17 protein-coding genes and 2 pseudogenes are annotated in these 19411 nt (G+C 52.3%); 4 read left to right on the plus strand and 15 right to left on the minus strand.

Translation table 11 applies throughout. The features are described 5' to 3' along the window. Positions 1 to 22: 22 nt before the first annotated feature. From BN2762_RS04990 to BN2762_RS05015, 6 genes are all read right to left on the minus strand, one after another. The gene (locus tag BN2762_RS04990; RefSeq protein ID WP_055105911.1) at positions 23 to 331 is read right to left on the minus strand and encodes a metal-sensing transcriptional repressor; all 309 of its coding nucleotides are present in this window, start codon (positions 329 to 331) and stop codon (positions 23 to 25) included. 174 nt (positions 332 to 505) lie between these two features. Then, entirely contained in the window at positions 506 to 1657 is a 1152-nt protein-coding gene (nagA, locus tag BN2762_RS04995; protein WP_055105912.1) for an N-acetylglucosamine-6-phosphate deacetylase, read from the minus strand. Between the two features lie 203 nt (positions 1658 to 1860). Then, entirely contained in the window at positions 1861 to 2718 is an 858-nt protein-coding gene (locus tag BN2762_RS05000; RefSeq protein WP_055105913.1) for an MBL fold metallo-hydrolase, read from the minus strand. A 183-nt stretch (positions 2719 to 2901) separates the two neighbouring features. Next, positions 2902 to 3597, minus strand: coding sequence for a metallophosphoesterase family protein (locus BN2762_RS05005; protein ID WP_055105914.1), 696 nt, complete (start codon positions 3595 to 3597; stop codon positions 2902 to 2904). Between the two features lie 96 nt (positions 3598 to 3693). Then, complete coding sequence (locus BN2762_RS05010) at positions 3694 to 4488, minus strand: TrmH family RNA methyltransferase (protein WP_055105915.1); 795 nt, start codon at positions 4486 to 4488, stop codon at positions 3694 to 3696. Between the two features lie 20 nt (positions 4489 to 4508). Then, positions 4509 to 5204: a potassium channel family protein gene (locus BN2762_RS05015; protein ID WP_148499873.1), complete on the minus strand. Its 696-nt coding sequence runs from the start codon at positions 5202 to 5204 to the stop codon at positions 4509 to 4511. A 106-nt stretch (positions 5205 to 5310) separates the two neighbouring features. Here BN2762_RS05015 and sspI point away from each other — a divergent pair, with 106 nt between their 5' ends. Continuing rightward, complete coding sequence (gene sspI, locus BN2762_RS05020; protein WP_055105917.1) at positions 5311 to 5544, plus strand: small acid-soluble spore protein SspI; 234 nt, start codon at positions 5311 to 5313, stop codon at positions 5542 to 5544. Between the two features lie 294 nt (positions 5545 to 5838). On the opposite strand, the gene BN2762_RS05025 is transcribed toward sspI, so the two are convergent. From BN2762_RS05025 to BN2762_RS05050, 6 genes and pseudogenes are all read right to left on the minus strand, one after another. Next, positions 5839 to 7422 (minus strand): peptide chain release factor 3, encoded by a 1584-nt coding sequence (locus tag BN2762_RS05025; RefSeq protein WP_055105918.1) that lies wholly within the window; start codon positions 7420 to 7422, stop codon positions 5839 to 5841. Between the two features lie 165 nt (positions 7423 to 7587). After that, positions 7588 to 8211, minus strand: a complete 624-nt coding sequence (locus BN2762_RS05030; protein WP_055105919.1) for a nitroreductase family protein — start codon at positions 8209 to 8211, stop codon at positions 7588 to 7590. Positions 8212 to 8287: 76 nt separating this feature from the next. Next, positions 8288 to 8620, minus strand: coding sequence for a 4Fe-4S dicluster domain-containing protein (locus BN2762_RS05035; RefSeq protein WP_055105920.1), 333 nt, complete (start codon positions 8618 to 8620; stop codon positions 8288 to 8290). Then, a pseudogene (locus BN2762_RS05040) lies at positions 8617 to 10215 on the minus strand (FAD-binding protein). The gene BN2762_RS05035 and the pseudogene BN2762_RS05040 overlap by 4 nt, the downstream one beginning before the upstream one ends. A 285-nt stretch (positions 10216 to 10500) precedes the next feature. After that, positions 10501 to 12048, minus strand: a complete 1548-nt coding sequence (gene zwf, locus BN2762_RS05045) for a glucose-6-phosphate dehydrogenase (protein WP_055105921.1) — start codon at positions 12046 to 12048, stop codon at positions 10501 to 10503. Between the two features lie 183 nt (positions 12049 to 12231). Next, positions 12232 to 13074 (minus strand): hypothetical protein, encoded by an 843-nt coding sequence (locus tag BN2762_RS05050; protein WP_148499874.1) that lies wholly within the window; start codon positions 13072 to 13074, stop codon positions 12232 to 12234. A 136-nt stretch (positions 13075 to 13210) separates the two neighbouring features. On the opposite strand from BN2762_RS05050, the gene BN2762_RS05055 reads away from it, so the two are divergent. The 3 genes and pseudogenes from BN2762_RS05055 to BN2762_RS05065 all read left to right on the plus strand — a co-directional run bounded on the left by BN2762_RS05055 (position 13211) and on the right by BN2762_RS05065 (position 16952). Next, the gene (locus BN2762_RS05055; protein WP_055105923.1) at positions 13211 to 14302 is read left to right on the plus strand and encodes a GerAB/ArcD/ProY family transporter; all 1092 of its coding nucleotides are present in this window, start codon (positions 13211 to 13213) and stop codon (positions 14300 to 14302) included. Next, positions 14299 to 15788: pseudogene (locus tag BN2762_RS05060) on the plus strand (spore germination protein). The gene BN2762_RS05055 and the pseudogene BN2762_RS05060 overlap by 4 nt, the downstream one beginning before the upstream one ends. A 3-nt stretch (positions 15789 to 15791) precedes the next feature. Further along, positions 15792 to 16952: a Ger(x)C family spore germination protein gene (locus BN2762_RS05065; RefSeq protein ID WP_055105924.1), complete on the plus strand. Its 1161-nt coding sequence runs from the start codon at positions 15792 to 15794 to the stop codon at positions 16950 to 16952. 25 nt (positions 16953 to 16977) lie between these two features. Here the strand turns inward: BN2762_RS05065 and BN2762_RS05070 are convergent, their stop codons facing one another. The 3 genes from BN2762_RS05070 to liaF are packed head-to-tail and all read right to left on the minus strand — an operon-like array spanning position 16978 to position 19364. Next, positions 16978 to 17628, minus strand: coding sequence for a response regulator (locus BN2762_RS05070; protein WP_055105925.1), 651 nt, complete (start codon positions 17626 to 17628; stop codon positions 16978 to 16980). After that, a complete protein-coding gene (locus tag BN2762_RS05075) occupies positions 17612 to 18694 on the minus strand; it encodes a sensor histidine kinase (RefSeq protein ID WP_055105926.1) in 1083 nt (360 codons plus the stop codon). Before BN2762_RS05075 ends, BN2762_RS05070 begins: the two co-directional genes overlap by 17 nt. A 19-nt stretch (positions 18695 to 18713) precedes the next feature. Beyond that, positions 18714 to 19364 carry a cell wall-active antibiotics response protein LiaF gene (gene liaF, locus BN2762_RS05080; protein WP_055105927.1) on the minus strand — a complete coding sequence of 217 codons (651 nt, stop codon included), beginning with the start codon at positions 19362 to 19364 and terminating at the stop codon, positions 18714 to 18716. Between the last annotated feature and the right edge of the window lie 47 nt (positions 19365 to 19411).

A 19411-nucleotide genomic window follows, 5' to 3' on the forward strand; every position in this document is an offset into this window, starting at 1 on the left:
ATTAAGCTTACTGGCTTCATGCTCAAGATTTGGTGAAACGCTCAAAGACCCCCATCAATTCTTCAATGGCTTCTGCTTCATTCCCGCTTTTTATGGCATCTACCACACAGTGATGGGTATGTCTCTCTAACAGGTTAAGACTGACCTTCTTTAGGGCTGCATTTATAGCCGAAATTTGAATAAGAATATCTGTGCAATAACGATCGGTTTCAACCATATTCTGAATGCCTCTTACTTGCCCTTCGATTCGTTTAAGGCGATTTATGATTTGTTCCTTCTCTTTTAAAGTTCTCGGGTGAGAGACCTTCCTTTCTTCACCGGTATGATCCATTCTATTTGCTCCTTGTCCATCTATAATCCTGGCCCTTATATTTTCAATATAGTATATGGTATCATAAAATACTCTCAGGAGGTATACCGCCAATATGTCCTGAGGCTATACCTATCATAAAAGGCTCAGGATATCCCCCAAGCAGCAGTTATCTGCAGCCGGTCATCAGACCCTCTACATCCTCCGGTAAACCTCTTTGCCTCCAATCATAGTCCATTCCACTTGAAATTGGCCATCCAGAAGCACTAAATCTGCATCTGCCCCCGGAGCAATGCGCCCTTTATTGGACAGGCCCAGCACATCTGCCGGAGTGGTGCTGGCCATCACAATCGCCTCATGGAGAGGAATTCCGAGCTCTGCCGTATTCCTTAAAGCCTCATTCATCGTAACTGTACTGGAGGCTAGCGTTCCATCGCTAAGCTGCGCTATCCCATTTACGACGGTTACCCGGTGCCCGCCAAACTCATATTGTCCGTCTCCAAGCCCCATAGCCTGAAGCGCATCTGTAATAAGAACCATACCCCCCGGCCCTTTAATTCGATGCATTAAACGAACCATGGCAGGATGAAGATGTACGTTGTCCACGATGGCTTGCAAACTCACCTTCTCCTCCTCCAGCGCAGCAGTGATAAGACCAGGATCGCGATGGTGAATCGGCCGCATGCCGTTGAAACAATGCGTAATGTGGCTGGCTCCCAAACGAAAGGCTTGCTTGGCTTCTTCATAAGTCGCATCGGAGTGGGCGATCGCCGCTATGATTCCTTGTCTGTGCAGATAGGAAACCATCTCCATTCCACCCGGAAGCTCAGGCGCAATCGTAACCATTTTCAACAAGGACCCGGCCTGCTCAATCAGTTGCTCCATTTCAGTAAAGTCAGGATGACGAAGATAGGCTTCGTTCTGCATTCCTTTTCTTTTTATATTTAAATAAGGCCCTTCAATATGAATACCCGCGATCTGCGCTCCTTCCTCATGACCGGCGACCTGCTTTACTTGGCGGACCATAGCAAGAAGGTCTTCCAGACTGGAGCTGACCGATGTTGCCAGGAAGGAAGTGCATCCTGTGGCCGCACAGGCTTTGGATACCTCTTGAATGCTCTTTACCGTACCATCCATCATGTCATAGCCATTAGCCCCGTGAATATGGACATCGATCATGCCAGGAATGAGCAGCTTGCCCTGTCCATCGATCATTTTTAGTTTTCCTGCGTGGGACGGTTCACAATCGACGGCAATAATGCGCCCTTTATCGATAAGTACTGCCCCATTCTCCACGATTCCTGTTTCAGCAGCTATTCGAACATTAATCACCTGTATAGCTTCCATCGGAGTCCCCCCCTGATTTTGCAATTCACTTTGAGTATAACGAAGCACTTCATTCCCAACAACCAGTATGGCGCGCAATATAGGGGGAAATATCTACGACGGGATTTACGACCAAGCCCATCCATTCGGCGATCAGTTACATCTTTAAATACAAATAAGAGGACTGCTTCATTGCAGCCCTCAGTGCCTTATGCCATTACTGACTAATGCTGATGCTTATTTACGTATTTGCCGTAATCGGGGATGGCAATTTGGTCAAACTTATTTACCAGCCTATCCAGATTGCTGGACAATAGCTCGCCAGACACAGGCATTCCATGCCCGCAAACCGCAACGGCTGGCCTTAATGCCGCCAATTTCTTAACAGAATCCCGTGCTGCCGGCCAGTCTGTCGTAAGATATCTTGGCGGACCATTAATCTCCACTTCTTGCGTAAACACTTTATACAGCGAGTCCTGTTTTACTGTTACGAAGGCATCTCCGGCAATAAGAGAACGATCTTTATCCCTGAACAATGACACATGTCCTGGTGAATGGCCCGGGGTATGAATCCAGCGAAAATCAGCCAAATGAGGCACCGTTTCGTCAGCAGGAAGGGCTTGAACCTTCTCCCCTAGATTAACCGGTTCAATCGGAAAGAAGGGAGACATCTTGGCTACCGCCCCGCCTTCAACAGTTGCATCCGGCTTGGGATAGCTCTTTTGCCCCGTTAAGAACGGCAACTCTAATTCATGAGCATATACAGGAACATTCCAATGCTTTACCAAATCAACAACGGCCCCCACATGATCAAAATGACCATGGGTTAAGATTATTGCCTTCGGGCGGCTATTTGCGCCGAAGCGTTCTTCCGCGACAGAGATGATTTCATCAGCTGATTCCGGCATTCCCGCATCAATTAATACAAATTGCTTCGAATCCCGCTGGCCGACCATAACGATATTAACAATTTGAATAGTATGGCAATATAAGTCTGGTACTGCTTCCACACCAACACCACTGCCTACAGAGGTGACCGGGATATAATGGTAATCCATGCCGTATTCAATTTGTTTATCCATTTAAAGTTTTCTCTCCTGTAATTTTGATTCGTGCTACAAAATAGTATCCCAGCCCTTCATTAGATTATGCGCAGAGGCAATTATTGCTTACCGCTAACTCGCGTTAGCAGCAGTTGCAATCTTAAACGTCCAAGCAGGCTTGTTGATCGAGGAGAGCGCTAGAAACAATATACCTGAACCAGCTTATATACGAGCCACCTTCCGCATCTCCATTTTTTTTGACGACTGTTTATACACCCAGTAATACATTTCCGTCAAATTTACCAAGCCAAGTCCTCGTTCCTCTTCAACAGAATATGTATTGGAGCCCATATCGGCATTCAGACGAGCCCCATCAAAATAAATCCTTTCTACTGGCGTATGACCGTGAATGATCGGCTTGTTATGAGTCAAATTTAGAAGGGCGCTCTTCGGGATACTATAGAAGTCGTATTCGGACATCCATAGAATATCCCTGGATTGACTATGCAGCAATTCATTGGGATTTAGTCCAGCGTGGGTGTATACAAACTCATCATCTTCAAAAACTAGAGGCAGATTCATAATCCACTCCTTATGTTCTTCCATTTCTGCTTTGGAGAAAATTTTCTCGAAATTCAAGAGAGTTTCTTTCCCGCCATGCCTTAACCAAAGTTTGTCTCCCCTCCGAAAGTAATCTCCCATCATCTCTTCATGATTGCCAGTTACAACATGCACATTATGCGGATGAGCATCAGTAAGCTCCTTTATTAGCTTAACGACTCTGGCACTCTCCTTGCCTCGATTAATCATATCTCCACCAAATACAAGCTGATCTTTTGAAAAATCAATTTTTGCATGCTTAAGCAATAACTCCAGTCCATAGTAATCCCCGTGAATATCCGTCATGAAAAACTTCAACAACTTTCCCTCCGCTCCACTGAAAATTAAAAAAGACTGAAAAAGATCGAGGTGATGATTGACCTGTTTCCAGTCTTTAATAATGCTTATAAGCTGTTATTTAAAATACCGCTGCCGCTGCGCCTCAAACAGCAGCACTGAGGCCGCCATCGCCACATTCAACGATTCAGCCTGCCCCTGCATCGGTATGATCAGCCCGTCATCCATCAGCTCACGCACGCCCAGGCTAAGCCCTCTCGCCTCGCTGCCAAGCAGCAGCCATACCGGTCCCGTAAAATCGTATGCATAGCAGTTCTTTGCCGCCTGCAGACTCGTTCCAGCCAGCCGGATGCCCCGGGCTTTGGCTTGCGGCAGCAAATCGGCCAGATCGCCTTCGATGACAGGCAAATGAAACAAGGAGCCCATCGTCGAGCGAATGACCTTCGGGCTGTATATATCCGCGCAGCCCGCCCCAACGATGACGCCGCTCGCTCCCACGGCATCCGCGCTGCGGATAATCGTGCCGACATTGCCCGGATCCTGCACGCCATCCAGCACGACAACAAGGCTGTTCTCCCCTGATAGCAGGGGCTCCAGTTGGCCCCCGCTCTTGCGGACGACCGCGAACACGGGCTGCGGCGTCTTCGCTTCGGTGCATTTGGCGATAATCACGGAGGTTACGCCGATCCACTCGACGCCTAGCGAGGCGGAAGCTGCCTCCGACAGCTCAGCGGGAATTCCGCGCTCGATTTCATAGCATACGCATTCCAGGTCGGCTCCCGCCCGCAGCGCCTCCTGCACCAAATGGATGCCTTCAATGACGTATTTCAGGTGCTTGTCCCTGTTTTTCTTCTCAAGCAGCCCGGCCCATTCCTTCACGCGGGGGTTATGCGGAGAAGTGATTTGCTGCATCGATCATTCATCCCCCTAGATTATGATTCCGAATAAGCCAGCTCCAGCTTCGTCAGATCGTTCTTCTCGCCGACAATGACGAGCACGTCGCCCTCCGCGAGCCGGTCGTTGGCCGCCGGAGAAATATTCATTTTGCTGCCCGTCTTGATTGCCATTACGTTGCAGCCGAACTTGGCCCGGATGTCGAGCTCCTTCAGGTTCTTGCCAATCATCGCCTTCGTGATTTGCAAATCCACGATGCTGTATTCGTCCGACAGCTCGATGTAGTCCAGTATATTCGGCGAAGTCAAGTGATGAGCGAGGCGAAGCCCCATGTCCCGCTCTGGATAGATCACCTTATCTGCGCCGATCTTATTCAGGACCTTGCCGTGCAGCTCATTCTGGGCCTTGACGATAATGATCGGCCCGCCGAGGTCTTTCAGAATCAGTGTCGTCAGAATGCTGGCTTGAATATTCTCGCCAATTGCCACGACCACGACATCGAAGTTCCGTATGCCCAGCGCGCGAAGCGCCTCTTCATCCGTGGAATCAGCAGATACGGCATGCGTTACGATATTGGATACCGCCTGCGTTCGCTGCTCATCGGAGTCGATCGCCAGCACATCGAAGCCCATGTTGCTTAGAGCGCTGGCCACACTCAGTCCAAAGCGGCCCATACCGATGACAGCGTATTGTTTTTTTTGCGGATTTGCCATGCTTCCACCTGCCCGAGTCATTATTTTATGCGAATTAGTATACCACAACATGCCTTAAACTTGAATTTTCACAGCATACATCGGGAACATTAACAGCGGGCAACGACTATTTCAGGGAGGTATTGTTATGCCAATTACTCTTGATCTTAGACAAGCGGTTGTGCATAAGATGCACGGCAACAACGAAGCTGGCCTGCGGGAGATGGTAGAGGGCTCGATCGATGCCCAGGAAGCCGCGCTTCCAGGCCTTGGAGTCGTCTTTGAGATTATCTGGAAGCATATTGACGAGGCCAAGAAGGACGAACTGATCTCTCTCCTGAGCAAAGAGCTTGCTTCTGTCGAGCTGAAGCCATTGAAATAAGGATAGCCCGCCATTCATGCAACAAAAGAAGCCTTCTTATTCGGGATCGCATACCCGGTAAGGAGGCTTCCTAATTATAAGGTCCGAGAGGCCTTAGCTTAATCGCCTAACACGGCTTGGCTTTACTCAGTTTTACTCAGTTTTACTCAATTTTACTCAGTTTTACTCAGCTTTGTTCAGTTTTTCTTAGCTTTGTCAGCTTCGTTGCTTGGCTTGGAGTAGCTTAGTTAAGCCTGGCTGGGCTTTACCCTGCTCGGCTTTGTTCCGCTTTAACTATCCGGCCGCCATGTTCTCTTATGGCGCTGTCTCCAAGAACTTCGCTTCCGGATTTTTCTCCATCGCGGTTCTCATCGCATACTCGTTCTCGAACAGGACGACATAATTGCCCTTCTTATCCGTCACCAGCGTGGAATTAATCCGGAATTTCGAAGGATCGACCTTGTCCGCGACGATCCAGCGCGCGAATTGGAACGGCATCCGCTGCAGCTGCACATCAACGCCATACTCCGCCTTCATGCGATATTCAAACACCTCGAATTGGAGCTGCCCTACAACGCCCAGCAGCGTGTCCTCGAAGCCTACCGTCATGAAGACCTGAATGGTGCCCTCCTCCGTAAGTTGATCGATTCCCTTCTGATATTGCTTATGCTTCAAGGCATTTTTCACGGTGACCTTGGCGAAAATCTCCGGTGAGAAGGTCGGCAGCTCATCGAACTCGACCTCGCTTCCTTGGCTAAGCGAATCACCGATCCGGAAAATCCCGGGATCGAACAATCCGATAATGTCGCCAGGATACGCCTCGGTCACGATATCCCGATCCTGAGCGAGGAATTGCTGCGGCTGAGACAGCTTGATCTCTTTGCCAACGCGGACATGCTTCACCGACATGCCCCGCTCGAACTTGCCCGATACAATGCGCAGGAAGGCGATGCGGTCGCGATGGGCAGGGTTCATATTGGCCTGGATTTTGAATACGTAGCCCGAGAACTTCTCATTCGTCGGCTCGACCATGCCGGTCAAGCTGTGGCGCGGCTCCGGCTTCGGTGCAAGGCGCAGGAAGTTCTCCAGGAACGTCTGCACGCCGAAATTATTCACAGCACTGCCGAAGAAGACTGGGGTCAGCTCGCCGCGGCTGATTTTCTCCATATCGAAGGGATCCCCTGCTACATCGAGAAGCTCCAGGTCCTGACAAAGCTGATCATGGAGAAATTCCCCGGCCAACTCGCGGATCACGGGGTCATGATAATTCTCGACCTTCTTCACTTGTATGTTGGAATGATCGTCCCCTTGGAACAATTCAACCTGATTATTCATCCGGTCGTAGATCCCCGACAGCTCGCGCCCCGAGCCGATCGGCCAGTTCATCGGCACAGAGCGGATGCCCAGCACCTGCTCCAGCTCCTCCATCAGATCGAAGGGACTCCGCCCTTCCCGGTCCAGCTTGTTGATGAAGGTAAAAATCGGAATGCCCCGCTTGGCGCAGACCTGGAACAGCTTGATCGTCTGCACCTCAACGCCCTTGGCCACGTCGATCAGCATGACGGCGCTGTCCGCAGCAGTCAGCGTACGGTAGGTATCCTCACTGAAATCCTGGTGGCCCGGGGTGTCCAGAATATTGACCCGGTGACCGTTATAATCAAACTGCATTACGGAAGAAGTGACGGAAATTCCGCGCTGCTTCTCAATTTCCATCCAGTCGCTGGTCGCATGCTTGCTAGCTTTGCGAGCCTTGACGGACCCTGCCAGACGGATCGCGCCGCCGAACAGCAGTAATTTCTCGGTTAATGTCGTTTTCCCGGCATCCGGGTGGGAAATGATCGCGAACGTCCGCCGCTTATTCACTTCCTCCTGCAGCACTTGTCCCAATGCTTTGCTCATTTATCACTAGTCCTCTCATTCCACAAATTCACGTTGTATATTGTAACATATTTTGTCTCTTTGTACGCAAAAACACCCTCACATCTTGGGAGATGCTGAGGATGCCTTTGTTCTTGCCCATATTAGCTTATGCGCCTTAGCGCCATTTGGTCACTGAAGAGATTCCTATCCGGAAAAACCGCCCCATATGATACTTTCGTCTAGTGGACGGCGACCGCTGGGCACGTTTCTGTCCTTGAATTTATCCGGGAGCAGCTCCGTGCTTCCCGGATATCCGAGCGCAATTACGGCATGCAGCTCAAAGTTCGCTGGTATGCTCAGCAGCTCTCTGGCCTTCACCCGGTCATATCCGCCGATAGCCCGGGTATTCAATCCAAACAGGGAAGCCTGCAGAGCGATAGCCGCCCATGCCGCCCCTGTATCGAAGGCATGCGCCCCATTCGGCTTGCCGTCCTCCTCAACGGAGGACAATAGAAGGATCAGCACGGGCGCCTGGGCCGCCCACTCCAGATTGCCGGGGACTATGAATGAATGGAACCGCTCCAGTTGCTCCGCATCTCGAGCCACAACAAAGCGCCACGGCTGGAAATTGTTCGAGGAAGGCGCCCAGCGCGCGGCCTCCAGGATTGCCAGCAGCGTCTCTTCCGCTACAGGCCGGTCCGCGAACGCCCGGGAGGACCAGCGGTTAACGAATAGCGGGTCGGCTCCATGCTCCGCTTTCCGCGATAGCGCCCCCTCCGCAGCTGCTTTTGCCGGGGTTGGTACGGCTGTTAGTTCGGATTGACTCATGATATATTTCTCCTCTCATTAGGCGTATGCTATTAATATCATTATAACTGCAGGATGAATTCCCTGCCCGATATCGCTATGGAATCGCGCGAATGGCTAATTGATGCATATATTCATGCGCTGACACCGGCCTTCGGCCCGGGCCCCATCCAACCTTCTCGCGATAGCCGCCCAGCAGTCCGCGCTCCTTCAGCATCGATTCGCACACCACCTCACGCTCTTCCGCGAGCGGCGAGACGTACATCGCATCGGCGGGACAATACAGCTCACACATGAAGCAGGTCTGGCAGTCATCCCGCCGGGCGATCACCGGAATCCCGTCCGTCCCCTGATCGAAGACGTCGGTCGGACAGACGTTAACGCATAAATTGCATTTCACGCACCGGCTTTCGCTAATCAGCTCAATCATTGCAGCACAGCCTCCTTGCTGATCGGCTCTGGCCGGACAGTAATGTCGTCCAGCCCCGCACTGATCAGCCGATGCTGCTGGGCTGAATCGAGCTGCGGATAATCGTCGCGCCTATGCATTCCCCTCGACTCGCGGCGGGCTAGAGCGGAGGTGTACATCCACCGGGCCGTGGCGGCCATCGCCGCGGCCTCGCGCAGCCTGACGCCTTCACGGTCACGGCCGGCGCTCTCCTCCCGCAGCGCATGCCATACTTGCTTCAGCCGCGCAAGCGATGCCTTCAGCCCCGCCTCAGAGCGAAACAGATTCCGGTCATAGGGCATGACCTCCTCCTGCACCGCCTTCACGTACTGCTGCGGAGAGTACGCCCTCCCCTTCCGGCCCGAAACAGCGCTGTCCAGCGAAAGGGCAGACAGCCCCTTGACCTACCGCTGATGGGTCCGCGGCCCGAGACGCCGGGCATATTCGGCAGCGCCGTCGCCGGCAAAGCTGCCGGACGACATCGCCCAAGCGGCGTTATGGCTGCCTCCGCCGGTAAATCCGCCGCATATGAGCTCCCGCGTCGCCGCATCACCGGCGGCATAGAGCCCCGGCACCTTCGTCGCGCAGGAGGCATCCACGATATGGATGCCCCCGGTTCCACGAACCGTTCCCTCAAGGCGGAGCGTAACGGGGAAGAGATCGTGGAACGGGTCGATGCCGCAGCGGTCAAAGGGCAGAAAGAAGTTGCTCTGACCGACCCGCAGCAGCGGCCTGATCTCCTCGGGCGCCAGGTCAAGCCGGGCATATACCTGCCGACCCTCCAGCAGATTTCGGGCGATCACAGCGCGGCCCTGCTTGGAGCCTGCCCCCTCGACCAGCGTCCCGTCTTCATAATAGAAGGATGCGTACTGGTAATAAGCCGTCTTCGTTACGGAAGCAAAGGCGGGCGCAATCCCATAGGCATTGGAAAACTCCATGCCGGAGAACTCCGCCCCGGCTTCGGCGGCCATCAGATATCCGTCCCCGGTCAGCACATTGCAGCCCAGAGCCTTGCTCAAGAAAGCGCAGCCGCCCGTAGCCATGACAACCGCTGCCGCCCGTACGAACCAGGCCTGCCCGCTTCTCGTGCGAACTCCCGCAGCTCCTCCTACGCCGTATTCATCGGCCAACAGCTCCAGTGCCGGGCTGTGGTCCAATATTTTTACTCCGGCCCGCTTAACTGTCCTGCGCATCAACCGCATATATTCCGGGCCCTGCAATCCCCGCCGGTGCTGCCGTCCCCGCCCGTCCTCGGGAAACGGGTAGCCCCATTTCGCAAGCATGCCCATGTTGTCATACGTCTGGTCGAGCACGCGGTTCATCCACTGCGCGTCAGCCAGCTGCCCTCCTAGAGTATAGCGGCTGCGCTTCGCCTCTTCTCGTACAGCCGCCTCCGGCTTGACGTACCACACGCCGGTTCCCGACGGCGCGGTCGCCCCGCTCGTGCCGAGGTATCCCTTATCCGCCAATACGACCCGGGCTCCTTTCCGCGCCGCCGTAACAGCCGCCCAGGCCCCGGCCGGACCGCCTCCAATGACCAATACATCTGCCGATAAGTTCAGTTCTTGTTCCCGCATGCCATCCACCTCCTCCTGCCCAAACGAAATGGAGGCACCTCCCTTAACACGGGAAATGCCTCCATTCGAATGGTCGACTTTTAAATCATATAATTCACATATGAATAATTAATATTTGCTAATTTCCACAATAACAAGCCATCCTGAATTTGTCAATAAATAAAGCCGCCCATCAGCTTGGAGCTGACAGACGGCTTTTATCTTACATCTCAGCGTTTCTTAACATCTCGGCATAACAAAGCGCTTGAACAACGGCGGGTTGATGCCTGTGAACCGTACAGCGGGTTACCCCTTGATCCAGATTACGTTATCCTCTTCCTGGCCATTCACCGGCCACCAGTGGAAACCATCCTTCGCAAGCAGCTGATCAGCTTCCTCTGGCCCCCAGGAGCCAGCTGGATACTTGCTGATATCGGCTGATTCCTGCGCCCAGGCAGATGCGATACGATCGACGAACGCCCATGCCGTAGCCACCTCATCCCAGCGGGTGAAGTAAGTTGAATCGCCGTTAGCGGCATCATTAATCAGACGCTCGTAAGCTTCAGGCGAGTTGATGCCTACCTGGCAGCTTTGGCAGAACTCCATCGCAAGCGGACTGATCTGTGATTCCGTTCCCGGCTTCTTCGCGTTGATCTTGATATAGATGCCTTCCATCGGATTAACGCGAATGACAAGCAGGTTCGGCTCAAGCTTATGCTTCTGTCCCAAATACACATTGGTTGGCATTTGCTTGAATTCCACTACAACCTCTGTCGTCTTGACCGGAAGGCGTTTGCCTGTGCGAATATAGAACGGCACTCCGGCCCAGCGGAAATTGTCTACATAGACCTTGGCTGCAAAATAAGTCTCCGTGTTGGAGTTCGGATCTACCTTGTCCTCCTCGCGGTAGCCCGGCAGCGTCTTGCCGCCGCTCTCGCCTTGGGCATATTGCCCGCGAACCACGTTCTCCTTCACTTCCTGCGCCGAAGCGTAAGGGCGAAGCGAGCGCAGCACCTTCACCTTCTCATCGCGGATATCCTCGGCAAGCAGACGGCTTGGCGGCTCCATCGCGATCATCGTCAGCAACTGCAGCATATGGTTCTGCCCCATATCCCGAAGGGCTCCGGCATTGTCATAATACCCGCCGCGCTCCTCTACGCCGACAGTCTCGCTCAGCGTAATCTGAATATTGGAAATATGCTTATTGTTCCAAAGCGGCTCGAAGAAAGCATTCGCAAAGCGAATCACTTCGATGTTCTGCACCATCTCTTTGCCGAGATAGTGGTCGATCCGGTAAATCTCTTCCTCTTTGAACACTTGGTTCAGCTCTTCGTTCAGCTTCTGGGCGGAGATCAGGTCATAGCCGAACGGCTTCTCGATCACGAGGCGATGCCAGCCGCTGCTGTCCAGCATGCCGCCCTTCTGCAAATTAAAGGATACGCTGCCGAACAGCTCTGGCGCCAGCGCCAGATAGAACAGCCGATTGCCGGGAATGCCGAAGCGGGCTTCCACTTCCTCGGTCTGCTGCAGCAGCTCGCGGTATCCATCTATATTGTTAATATCGAGCGATTTATACGAGAAATGCTCTGCAAAACGGCTCCACTCCGCCGTATCCTCGACCGAATAACGGCAGAACTCCTGAATAGAACGATACACATCATCTCGGAATTCTTCTCCTGAGCGGGGACGTCGCGCCACGCCGATAACCGCAAAATCTTCTCCGAGCTTCCCTTCGCGATACAACGAGTATATTGCGGGAAACAACTTGCGCCTAGCTAAATCTCCGGTTGCTCCAAAAATGAAATATACCGCCCCTGGTGTCTTCACTGAATCTAGATTTTGTATCTCAGTCATGGCTCCTCATTCTTTCTATGTAATATAGTGTATATTTATTCATTCTCCCATCAATGCCTTAACCTTATACAGCATCACAGCATGTGAAGATATTTTAGCATATTCACTACAAGGATGCCATCAAATTCATATCAAATTTAGTTATGTCCATCGAAAATTCATCTAATATTTATCTAGAATCAGTTAATATTCGACAGTCAATAACGGCGAACCGATGGATACGTCATAACGGTCCGACTCGGTATTCCAATGCAGTGCAAGCTGCAGACTGATCTCTTGTCCGGCACTTTCCGCCTTAATCGGCAAATCCTCCGCAGCATAAGTTCTGCTAACCGTCCGCACGTCTGCAAAACTCTCCGCCGCCTGCAGCTTCAACTGCTCCTTCATTCGCGACTCCAGCTTTGCAAAGGCAGCCAGGGCAGACATGGGATCAGCCTCTCCTGCTCCAGCGGAATCATCCTGCCCAAAGTCTGGCCATTCCGGTGCATTAACGAACTCGGCGGCTTCCCCCTGCAGAGCGGCATTCCATTTAGCGCGTACTCCCTCTCCCAGAAGCGCCTCCCCCCAGGACTCCCCGATCTCCGGCAGCCGCTGCAAGCCTTCATCCGTGCTGTTTTCCAGCCGCAGAACAACATAGTAGATCCCTTCTTCCTGCAGCATCAACACCAGCTTGCCATGAACGTCTTCCGCCTCTCCGAAGACTCCTTCAGCGTAAAATACCTGGTTTCCATGCACCTTTTCCGTATAACGATCCGCAAGTCCCAATCGATCAGCGAGCAGCTCCGCCGCGGCCTCCAAGGACAACGCCGCATGCCATTCCCCTTGCCACTTTACGGTGGCTTGCCTGCTGCCCTGGATTAAATCTTCGCTTGCAGCCAGCAATTGTCTAAGCTGCGTATGGGACGATGCAGCCTCAGCCGAATAAGCGGCATCCGCTATTGCAGCTGCGCCAGCTATGTTCAACGATTTGATTATGATTACTCCGACCACAATAACCATCATGAGAATTCCCCAACGATTTTTCACCCGCATCATCTCTCCCCAAGCATACTACGAATCTATCAATAGATTCGCCAGCTAGAGAGAATTTTATACGTCTGCATATCCTTTCTCTGCCTGGAAAATACTAAGCGCACCTGAACCCGACTGGAGGCTGATGCGAATGAATCCCCCGAAACCTACGGCACTGCAGGCCACCATGACCATCATGCTTACGGTCGGTATCACTAACCACGTATTCATTATTCCTGCGCTGCTTCAGACTGCTAAGAGAGATGCCTGGTTTTCCGTCATTCTATCCATCGTGCCATTTGCCCTGTTTACCCTGCTGATTGCGTATATTTCTGCCCGCACCAGAGGGAAATCCCTGCCAGACTGGCTCGAAAGCCATTATGGAAAAAAGCTGTCCATTCCGTTCAAATTCATTTCCGCCGCCTATTTTCTTGGTACGGCCTGGTTTGCTCTGTTCGATACCATTATGTGGACCAAGGTAACATTCCTGCCCTATACGCCGATGATCATCACGGCTGCTGTGTTAATGCTGATCTGCCTGATCGCCGCTCAGCTGGGAGTAAACTCCATGGCCTATGCCTCTGGCGTTCTGCTGCCGTTCGTTGTGCTTTTGGGATTTTATGTAGCGACGGTTAATGTTCAATACAAAGATTACCACCAATTGCTGCCGCTGCTGGAGCATGGCTGGGCTCCCCCCCTCAAGGGGATCATTTATGCATGTACGGGATTGTTCGAAATTTTCTTTCTTCTGTTTCTGCAACCCTATTTAAAAGCACCCTTGAAGAACAAGCATTTTGTAATCGTTGGCTTCATTCTTGTCAGCCTAACGCTTGGCCCGCTCACCGGTTCCATCGCGGAATTCAATCCGCACGAAGCGTCCCTGCAGCGTTATCCTGCCTATGAACAATGGAGGATCGCAGGGTTTGGGAAATACGTCTCCCAGACCGATTTCTTCTCGATCTACCAATGGCTGGCCGGAGTCACTGTCCGTATTGCCGTAGCTTTATTCATCGCTACAGACATATGGAACATCAGCAAGAAGCGCCAGCGCAATACGCTGCTGCTGCTTTACGCCGTTGGCTTAACCCTGCTGTGCCTTACCACCTTCACGGACATCCAATTTGAGAATCTGATGATCCGGTTCGTATTTCCGTTCAATACTGGCCTCACTCTGATCATTACCCTGCTGCTAGCCCTTGCCGTCTTTATCGCAGCCCATAAGAAAGGAGAATCCGGCACATGACACTTGATCCCTCATCGTCACAGGCACTGGAAGAGCCCGAGCGTATCGACACTCCGTTTTTGCGGCAATATTTCGCGAAATCGGCCGATGTTATTGTTCATGAGCTGGAAGGAGGGGACAAAGAGAGAAAACAGCCTGTCACCATCATATATTGCGAACCCGTAACGGACACGAAGCAGTTGAACCAGACTGTCCTGCCCGGCCTTACGGCGCTGTTCCGGGAATTCCCCGAACCGACAGTCCCAAATATCGAACATAACCGCCATCTTCCTCTAAGCCTACTGCCCAAAGATACATTGCTGCGGGATCTGACCGCGAAGATGTACGGCGGGAGCTTAATTATCTATTTTCAGGAGCAGAGTGCCTTTTTCAGTCTCGACATTGCCGACCCGCCGGCCCGCACCCCCGAGGAGGCTACGACGGAACCCTCCATCAAGGGACCGCATGACGGGTTTACCGAGGAACTGACTACGAATACGGGACTGCTGCGCAAGCGCCTGCGGACGCAATCCCTTTGCGTGGAGCATTTTACTGCTGGCAGGCGCGGCGAGAATAAGATTGGCCTTTTTTATATTCAGGACATTATTAACGATGAAATATTGCAGGAAATACGTAAGAATTTAAGCAAAATCGACATCGATGCGATTGTAGGCACATCTTACATTGAAAGTATCGTAGCAAATAAAAAAAATGCCTTCTTCCCATTATCAGATTATACCGGGCGGCCAGACTTTGCCGTTGATGCGCTGCTAAAGGGGAAATTTGCCGTCATCGTGGACGGCATTCCATTGGCCATCCTTGCTCCCGTATCGATCATCACCCTTTTCACCTCGCCTGAGGATGAGAATACTTCCAGCTACGTGGTAGCATGCAGAAAATTCTCCGCGTTTTTGGCCTGCTGATTTCCATGCTCCTGCCGGGGTTTTATGTCGCACTCACAAGCTTTAATTTGGAGCAGATACCGCTTCCCCTGCTGGCAACGATCAGCAACTCACGTCATGGCCTGCCCTTTCCCATACAGATGGAGGCCTTTATCATGCTGTTTTTATTCGAAATTTTCAATGAAGCTGGACGGCGTTTGCCCAAGACTGTGGGGCAGACGATAACCGTTGTCGGCGGACTGATCATCGGCGATTCCGCGATTCGGGCGGGCATTACCTCGCCGACGATTATCGTAGCGGTTGCCATCGCAACGGTAGCGACCTACACCCTTGTGAACCAATCGCTTACAGGAACGGTATCCCAATTTCGCTTGTATATTCTGTTTGTTTCCTCCATCCTGGGGATGTTCGGATTTTTGGTCAGCGTTATCGGTCTCGTCTTTTATTTGGCCTATCTCGAGTCGTACGGCGTTCCCTATTTGTCACCGCTGTCTCCGTTCCACAGCAAGGACATCGTCCAAGCCACCATAAATAGGCCGTCTGGCAGCAGCAATCAGCGGCCAGAGACATTTCAGCCTAGGGATAATACATCGAAAGGAGAATAGCCGGTGAAACGAAAGTTTGCCCTGATCGCCGTTTGTATGGCTATCCTGTTATCCGGCTGCTGGGACGCCAAAGAACCCCAGAGCGTCAATTTCGTTACGGCACTAGGCATCGATTATGTTAAAGGAGAATACACGGTCTATGCGCAGGTTCTTGCCTTCGGCGACATTTCCAAGCAGGAAAGCTCCGCTAACACGGAGGAGACCCAAGTCTGGATTGCAACCGGAAAAGGCGAGACGATCTCGAAAGCCCTTATGAGCATCTACCCGGCTTCGCAGCAGAAGACGTTATGGACTCATGTCAAAGCCATCGTCTTCTCCAAATCGCTGCTTAACAGCAATCTGGGCGAGTGCCTGAACTCTCTCCTGCGTTCCAGCGAGCTGCGCTATACGCCTTGGGTCTACGGAACCGATCAGGACATTCCTTCTATTTTATCGGGGGTATCCCTATTGAATCAGTCGGCCCTTAACTCTGAATTGATGGATCCGCGTGAGGTATATGAGCAGCTCTCCACCGTAGAGCCATTGCGTCTCATTAAGCTGATGAACGGGATCAGAGAGCCTGCTGCAACCGTATTACTCCCGTCCATCAAGCTCACGGACCAGGTATGGTCCTCGAAGGAGAAGCCCATTTCGCTGGTCAGGCTGGATGGGGCTTACGTGATTTCCAAGGGCGAGAACAAGGGATTTCTGAATGGCGGCCTGCTGAACGGAGCCAGATGGGTGGCTTTCAAGAACATGCACAGATATCCTGTGCTGCTGAAATTAAAGAACGGCAGCCAGGCTCAAATCAATATTGTAGATTCCAAGCCATCGGTGAAGGTTCGTTTGGACAGAGGGCAAGTTAGGTTTACCGTAAAAATCAAAGTAACTGCAGCGGTTTCCGAGGTGGCTGGACAACCGGCGCCCACTTCCCTCCAAATCAAGGAAGCTGCGTCCGCTCAAATTAAACAGCAAATCATCGGCAATTTCCATGCCGCCAAGGCAAAAAAAATCGATATCTATGGGATAGAGGACATTCTGTATCGAAAATTCAATCCACAATGGAAAAAGATGACCGCCGGCCCGGGAGGCCAGGATCATCTTTTCTCATCGTTACAGCTTGAAAATACGGATGTAGATGTGAAGCTGATGCATTCCAGCACCTATAAGCTGCAATACCGCTAGCACGGAATGCCAGGCTCTGCGTCAATCATTCTGCCAGGCCGTTCTTGTAGGCATAGATCGCCGCTTGCGTACGGTCCTCCACGCCTAACTTGGCCAAAATATTCGTAACATGAAATTTAACGGTCTTAATGCCGATGATCAAATCGTCAGCGATATCCTGGTTCGATTTCCCTTGAGCGAGCAGGCGCAGTACGTCCATTTCCCGGTCCGTAAGCTCCTCGTGAGCCGGCGTCTCAGTCTTGGGCTGCCGGAACCGGTTCATCATCTTCGAAGCAACCTGGGACTCCAGAACGGACTGGCCGCGGACTGCCGCCCGAATGGCATCGGCGACCTCGGAAGCGCGCGACGTCTTCAGAAGGTAGCTGAACGCGCCAGCCTCGATGACAGGGTACATTTTCTCATCATCCAAATAACTCGTCAGGACGATGACCTTGCATTCGGGGTAAAGCTTAAGCAGCTGCCGCGTCGTCTCGATCCCGTCCATTCCTTCCATCACCAGATCCATCAGCACCACGTCAGGCTTATACTCCTGGGCCAGACGGATGCCTTCCTCCCCGCTGCTGGCCTCGCCGACCACTTCTATGCCTTCCTCGGTGCCCAGTACGGCTGCAAGGCCGATTCTCACCATTTCATGATCGTCTACCAGCAGTACTTTAATGTCATTCTCCATCTCCATTATTCTCCTCCTCTCTGCTCTCTCCGCTGTCTTCGGTCATTAACGGTACCGTAATTTCAATCCGCGTCCCTTTGCCCGGAGCCGTAATGAATTGAATCGAGCCGCCAATTTCCCGGACACGCTCCTGCATCGTGGACAAACCATAGGAGGCCTGCTTCTTCTCATCCAGCTCGAAGCCGACCCCGTTGTCCCGAAGGATAACCTTGATCGTCTCCGCTCTCCGGTGGATGCGGATCTCCATCTTATCCGCCTTGGCGTGACGCAGCGTATTCGACATCGCTTCCTGAATAATTCGGAATAAATGATTCTCGATGCCCTTGCTGATTTTCAAATCCTCATCGATTTCCAGCGTCAAGTCCATAGGAACCTTCGTCTTCAGCTCGCGGACCAGCTCCAGCAGCCCCTGCGACAGCTCCTTGCCCTCTAGATAGACCGGACGGAGATGCAGCAGAAGAGCGCGCATTTCCGACTGGGCCACCGAGGCCATTTCCTCGATCAGCTCCACCTGGCGCTGAGCCTTGTCGAAGTCCTTTTCCAGAGTACGCCCTACCGCTGTCGCCGTCATCGATATCGCGAACAGCTGCTGGGAGACGGCATCATGGAGCTCGCGCGCCAGCCGCTGCCGCTCTTCAACGATCGCCGATACCCTTGCCTGCTCGGCCAGTTGGGCATTATGCGTGGATAAACGCTGCAAGGAGGTTACCTGCTCCTCCCAGCGCTTCCCGATCCTCTCCAGTTGTTCCCCGAGCCGGCCCAGCTCATCCTCCCCCAGCTTCGGCACCGTTCCGGTCTGGTTGCCTTTTTCCCATTGGAGCAGGGAATCGCGAAGCAAGTCGATCCTTCGTTTGGCCCGGTATCCCTGAAGGAAGCCATACACCGCCCCGATGACCAGGAGCAGTGTGAACAAGGTCAGACCGGCCTGGATGCCGGTTTTCCAGGAGTCTGACGGCTTGAAATACCCGTATGTATATAGAACATAAATAATTCCCGCAAGCGCTGTAAAAGACAGGAGGATCCCATCCCGCATACTGCGAGAGACCATGTTGGACGGTTTTTTCTTTCTCATGCAGGTCAATCCTCCTGTATTAAGTCAAATGTATGTCGACATTTCCTACAAGGTAGGAAATTATTATTTTCACTTTCTGATCGCGCTGCTCATAGTTCGGAGATTTCCAGTAAATGCGGTTTAGCATTCCCGTCTCCCTCGTCTCATTGAAATCGATTTGCCCGAACAGGACGAACGCTTCAATCTCCACGCCGTAGTCCTCGGATACGACCAGATCGATATCGCCGACGATTCCCTGGAACATGAGCACATTGTTCTGACCCTCTACCATGGCAAGCGACAGGTCGATGTTCACTTCTCCCAGCACATGCCACATGCTAGTATTTCGCAGCGTCCATGGATCACGGTTCCAGTGGATGCTCGTTGTAATGTTCTGCTTCTGAACATGATTGCCTTCCGGCTGCATTTTCTTCATTTTGGCATAATACAAACCGAGCGAAATCATCACGATGGCGACCACCAGCATGAAGTGCTGCAGCAGAATGATGCCGCCGCCGACCGCCAGCAGAATGTAACCTGTTTTTACGTCGTCTCCAAGACGGATCTTATAAATGCCATAGCCCAATATCAAAATGGCGACGATGGTAAAAAAGCTCAGCCACTGGCCGAAGATAATGAATGTGCCCAGCCCGATCAATCCGATGGCCAATAAGCTTCTATGCCTATCCATGCCGCACCTCCAGATCAGTTCATATGTGAGAATGAATGTAAGTGGAA

Origin of the sequence: Paenibacillus ihumii (assembly GCF_001403875.1) — a bacterium.
Lineage (GTDB): Bacteria > Bacillota > Bacilli > Paenibacillales > Paenibacillaceae > Fontibacillus > Fontibacillus ihumii.

Bases quoted from the DNA above. Each gene is read 5' to 3' on its own strand.
- BN2762_RS05055 (WP_055105923.1), top strand. From the start codon at position 13,211: ATGAATCCCCCGAAACCTACGGCACTGCAGGCCACCATGACCATCATG.
- nagA (WP_055105912.1), bottom strand. From the start codon at position 1,657: ATGGAAGCTATACAGGTGATTAATGTTCGAATAGCTGCTGAAACAGGA.
- BN2762_RS05015 (WP_148499873.1), bottom strand. From the start codon at position 5,204: ATGACTCGGGCAGGTGGAAGCATGGCAAATCCGCAAAAAAAACAATAC.
- BN2762_RS05075 (WP_055105926.1), bottom strand. From the start codon at position 18,694: ATGAGAAAGAAAAAACCGTCCAACATGGTCTCTCGCAGTATGCGGGAT.
- zwf (WP_055105921.1), bottom strand. From the start codon at position 12,048: ATGACTGAGATACAAAATCTAGATTCAGTGAAGACACCAGGGGCGGTA.
- liaF (WP_055105927.1), bottom strand. From the start codon at position 19,364: ATGGATAGGCATAGAAGCTTATTGGCCATCGGATTGATCGGGCTGGGC.
- sspI (WP_055105917.1), top strand. From the start codon at position 5,311: ATGCCAATTACTCTTGATCTTAGACAAGCGGTTGTGCATAAGATGCAC.
- BN2762_RS05035 (WP_055105920.1), bottom strand. From the start codon at position 8,620: ATGATTGAGCTGATTAGCGAAAGCCGGTGCGTGAAATGCAATTTATGC.
- BN2762_RS05000 (WP_055105913.1), bottom strand. From the start codon at position 2,718: ATGGATAAACAAATTGAATACGGCATGGATTACCATTATATCCCGGTC.
- BN2762_RS05010 (WP_055105915.1), bottom strand. From the start codon at position 4,488: ATGCAGCAAATCACTTCTCCGCATAACCCCCGCGTGAAGGAATGGGCC.
- BN2762_RS05070 (WP_055105925.1), bottom strand. From the start codon at position 17,628: ATGGAGATGGAGAATGACATTAAAGTACTGCTGGTAGACGATCATGAA.
- BN2762_RS05025 (WP_055105918.1), bottom strand. From the start codon at position 7,422: ATGAGCAAAGCATTGGGACAAGTGCTGCAGGAGGAAGTGAATAAGCGG.
- BN2762_RS05030 (WP_055105919.1), bottom strand. From the start codon at position 8,211: ATGAGTCAATCCGAACTAACAGCCGTACCAACCCCGGCAAAAGCAGCT.
- BN2762_RS04990 (WP_055105911.1), bottom strand. From the start codon at position 331: ATGGATCATACCGGTGAAGAAAGGAAGGTCTCTCACCCGAGAACTTTA.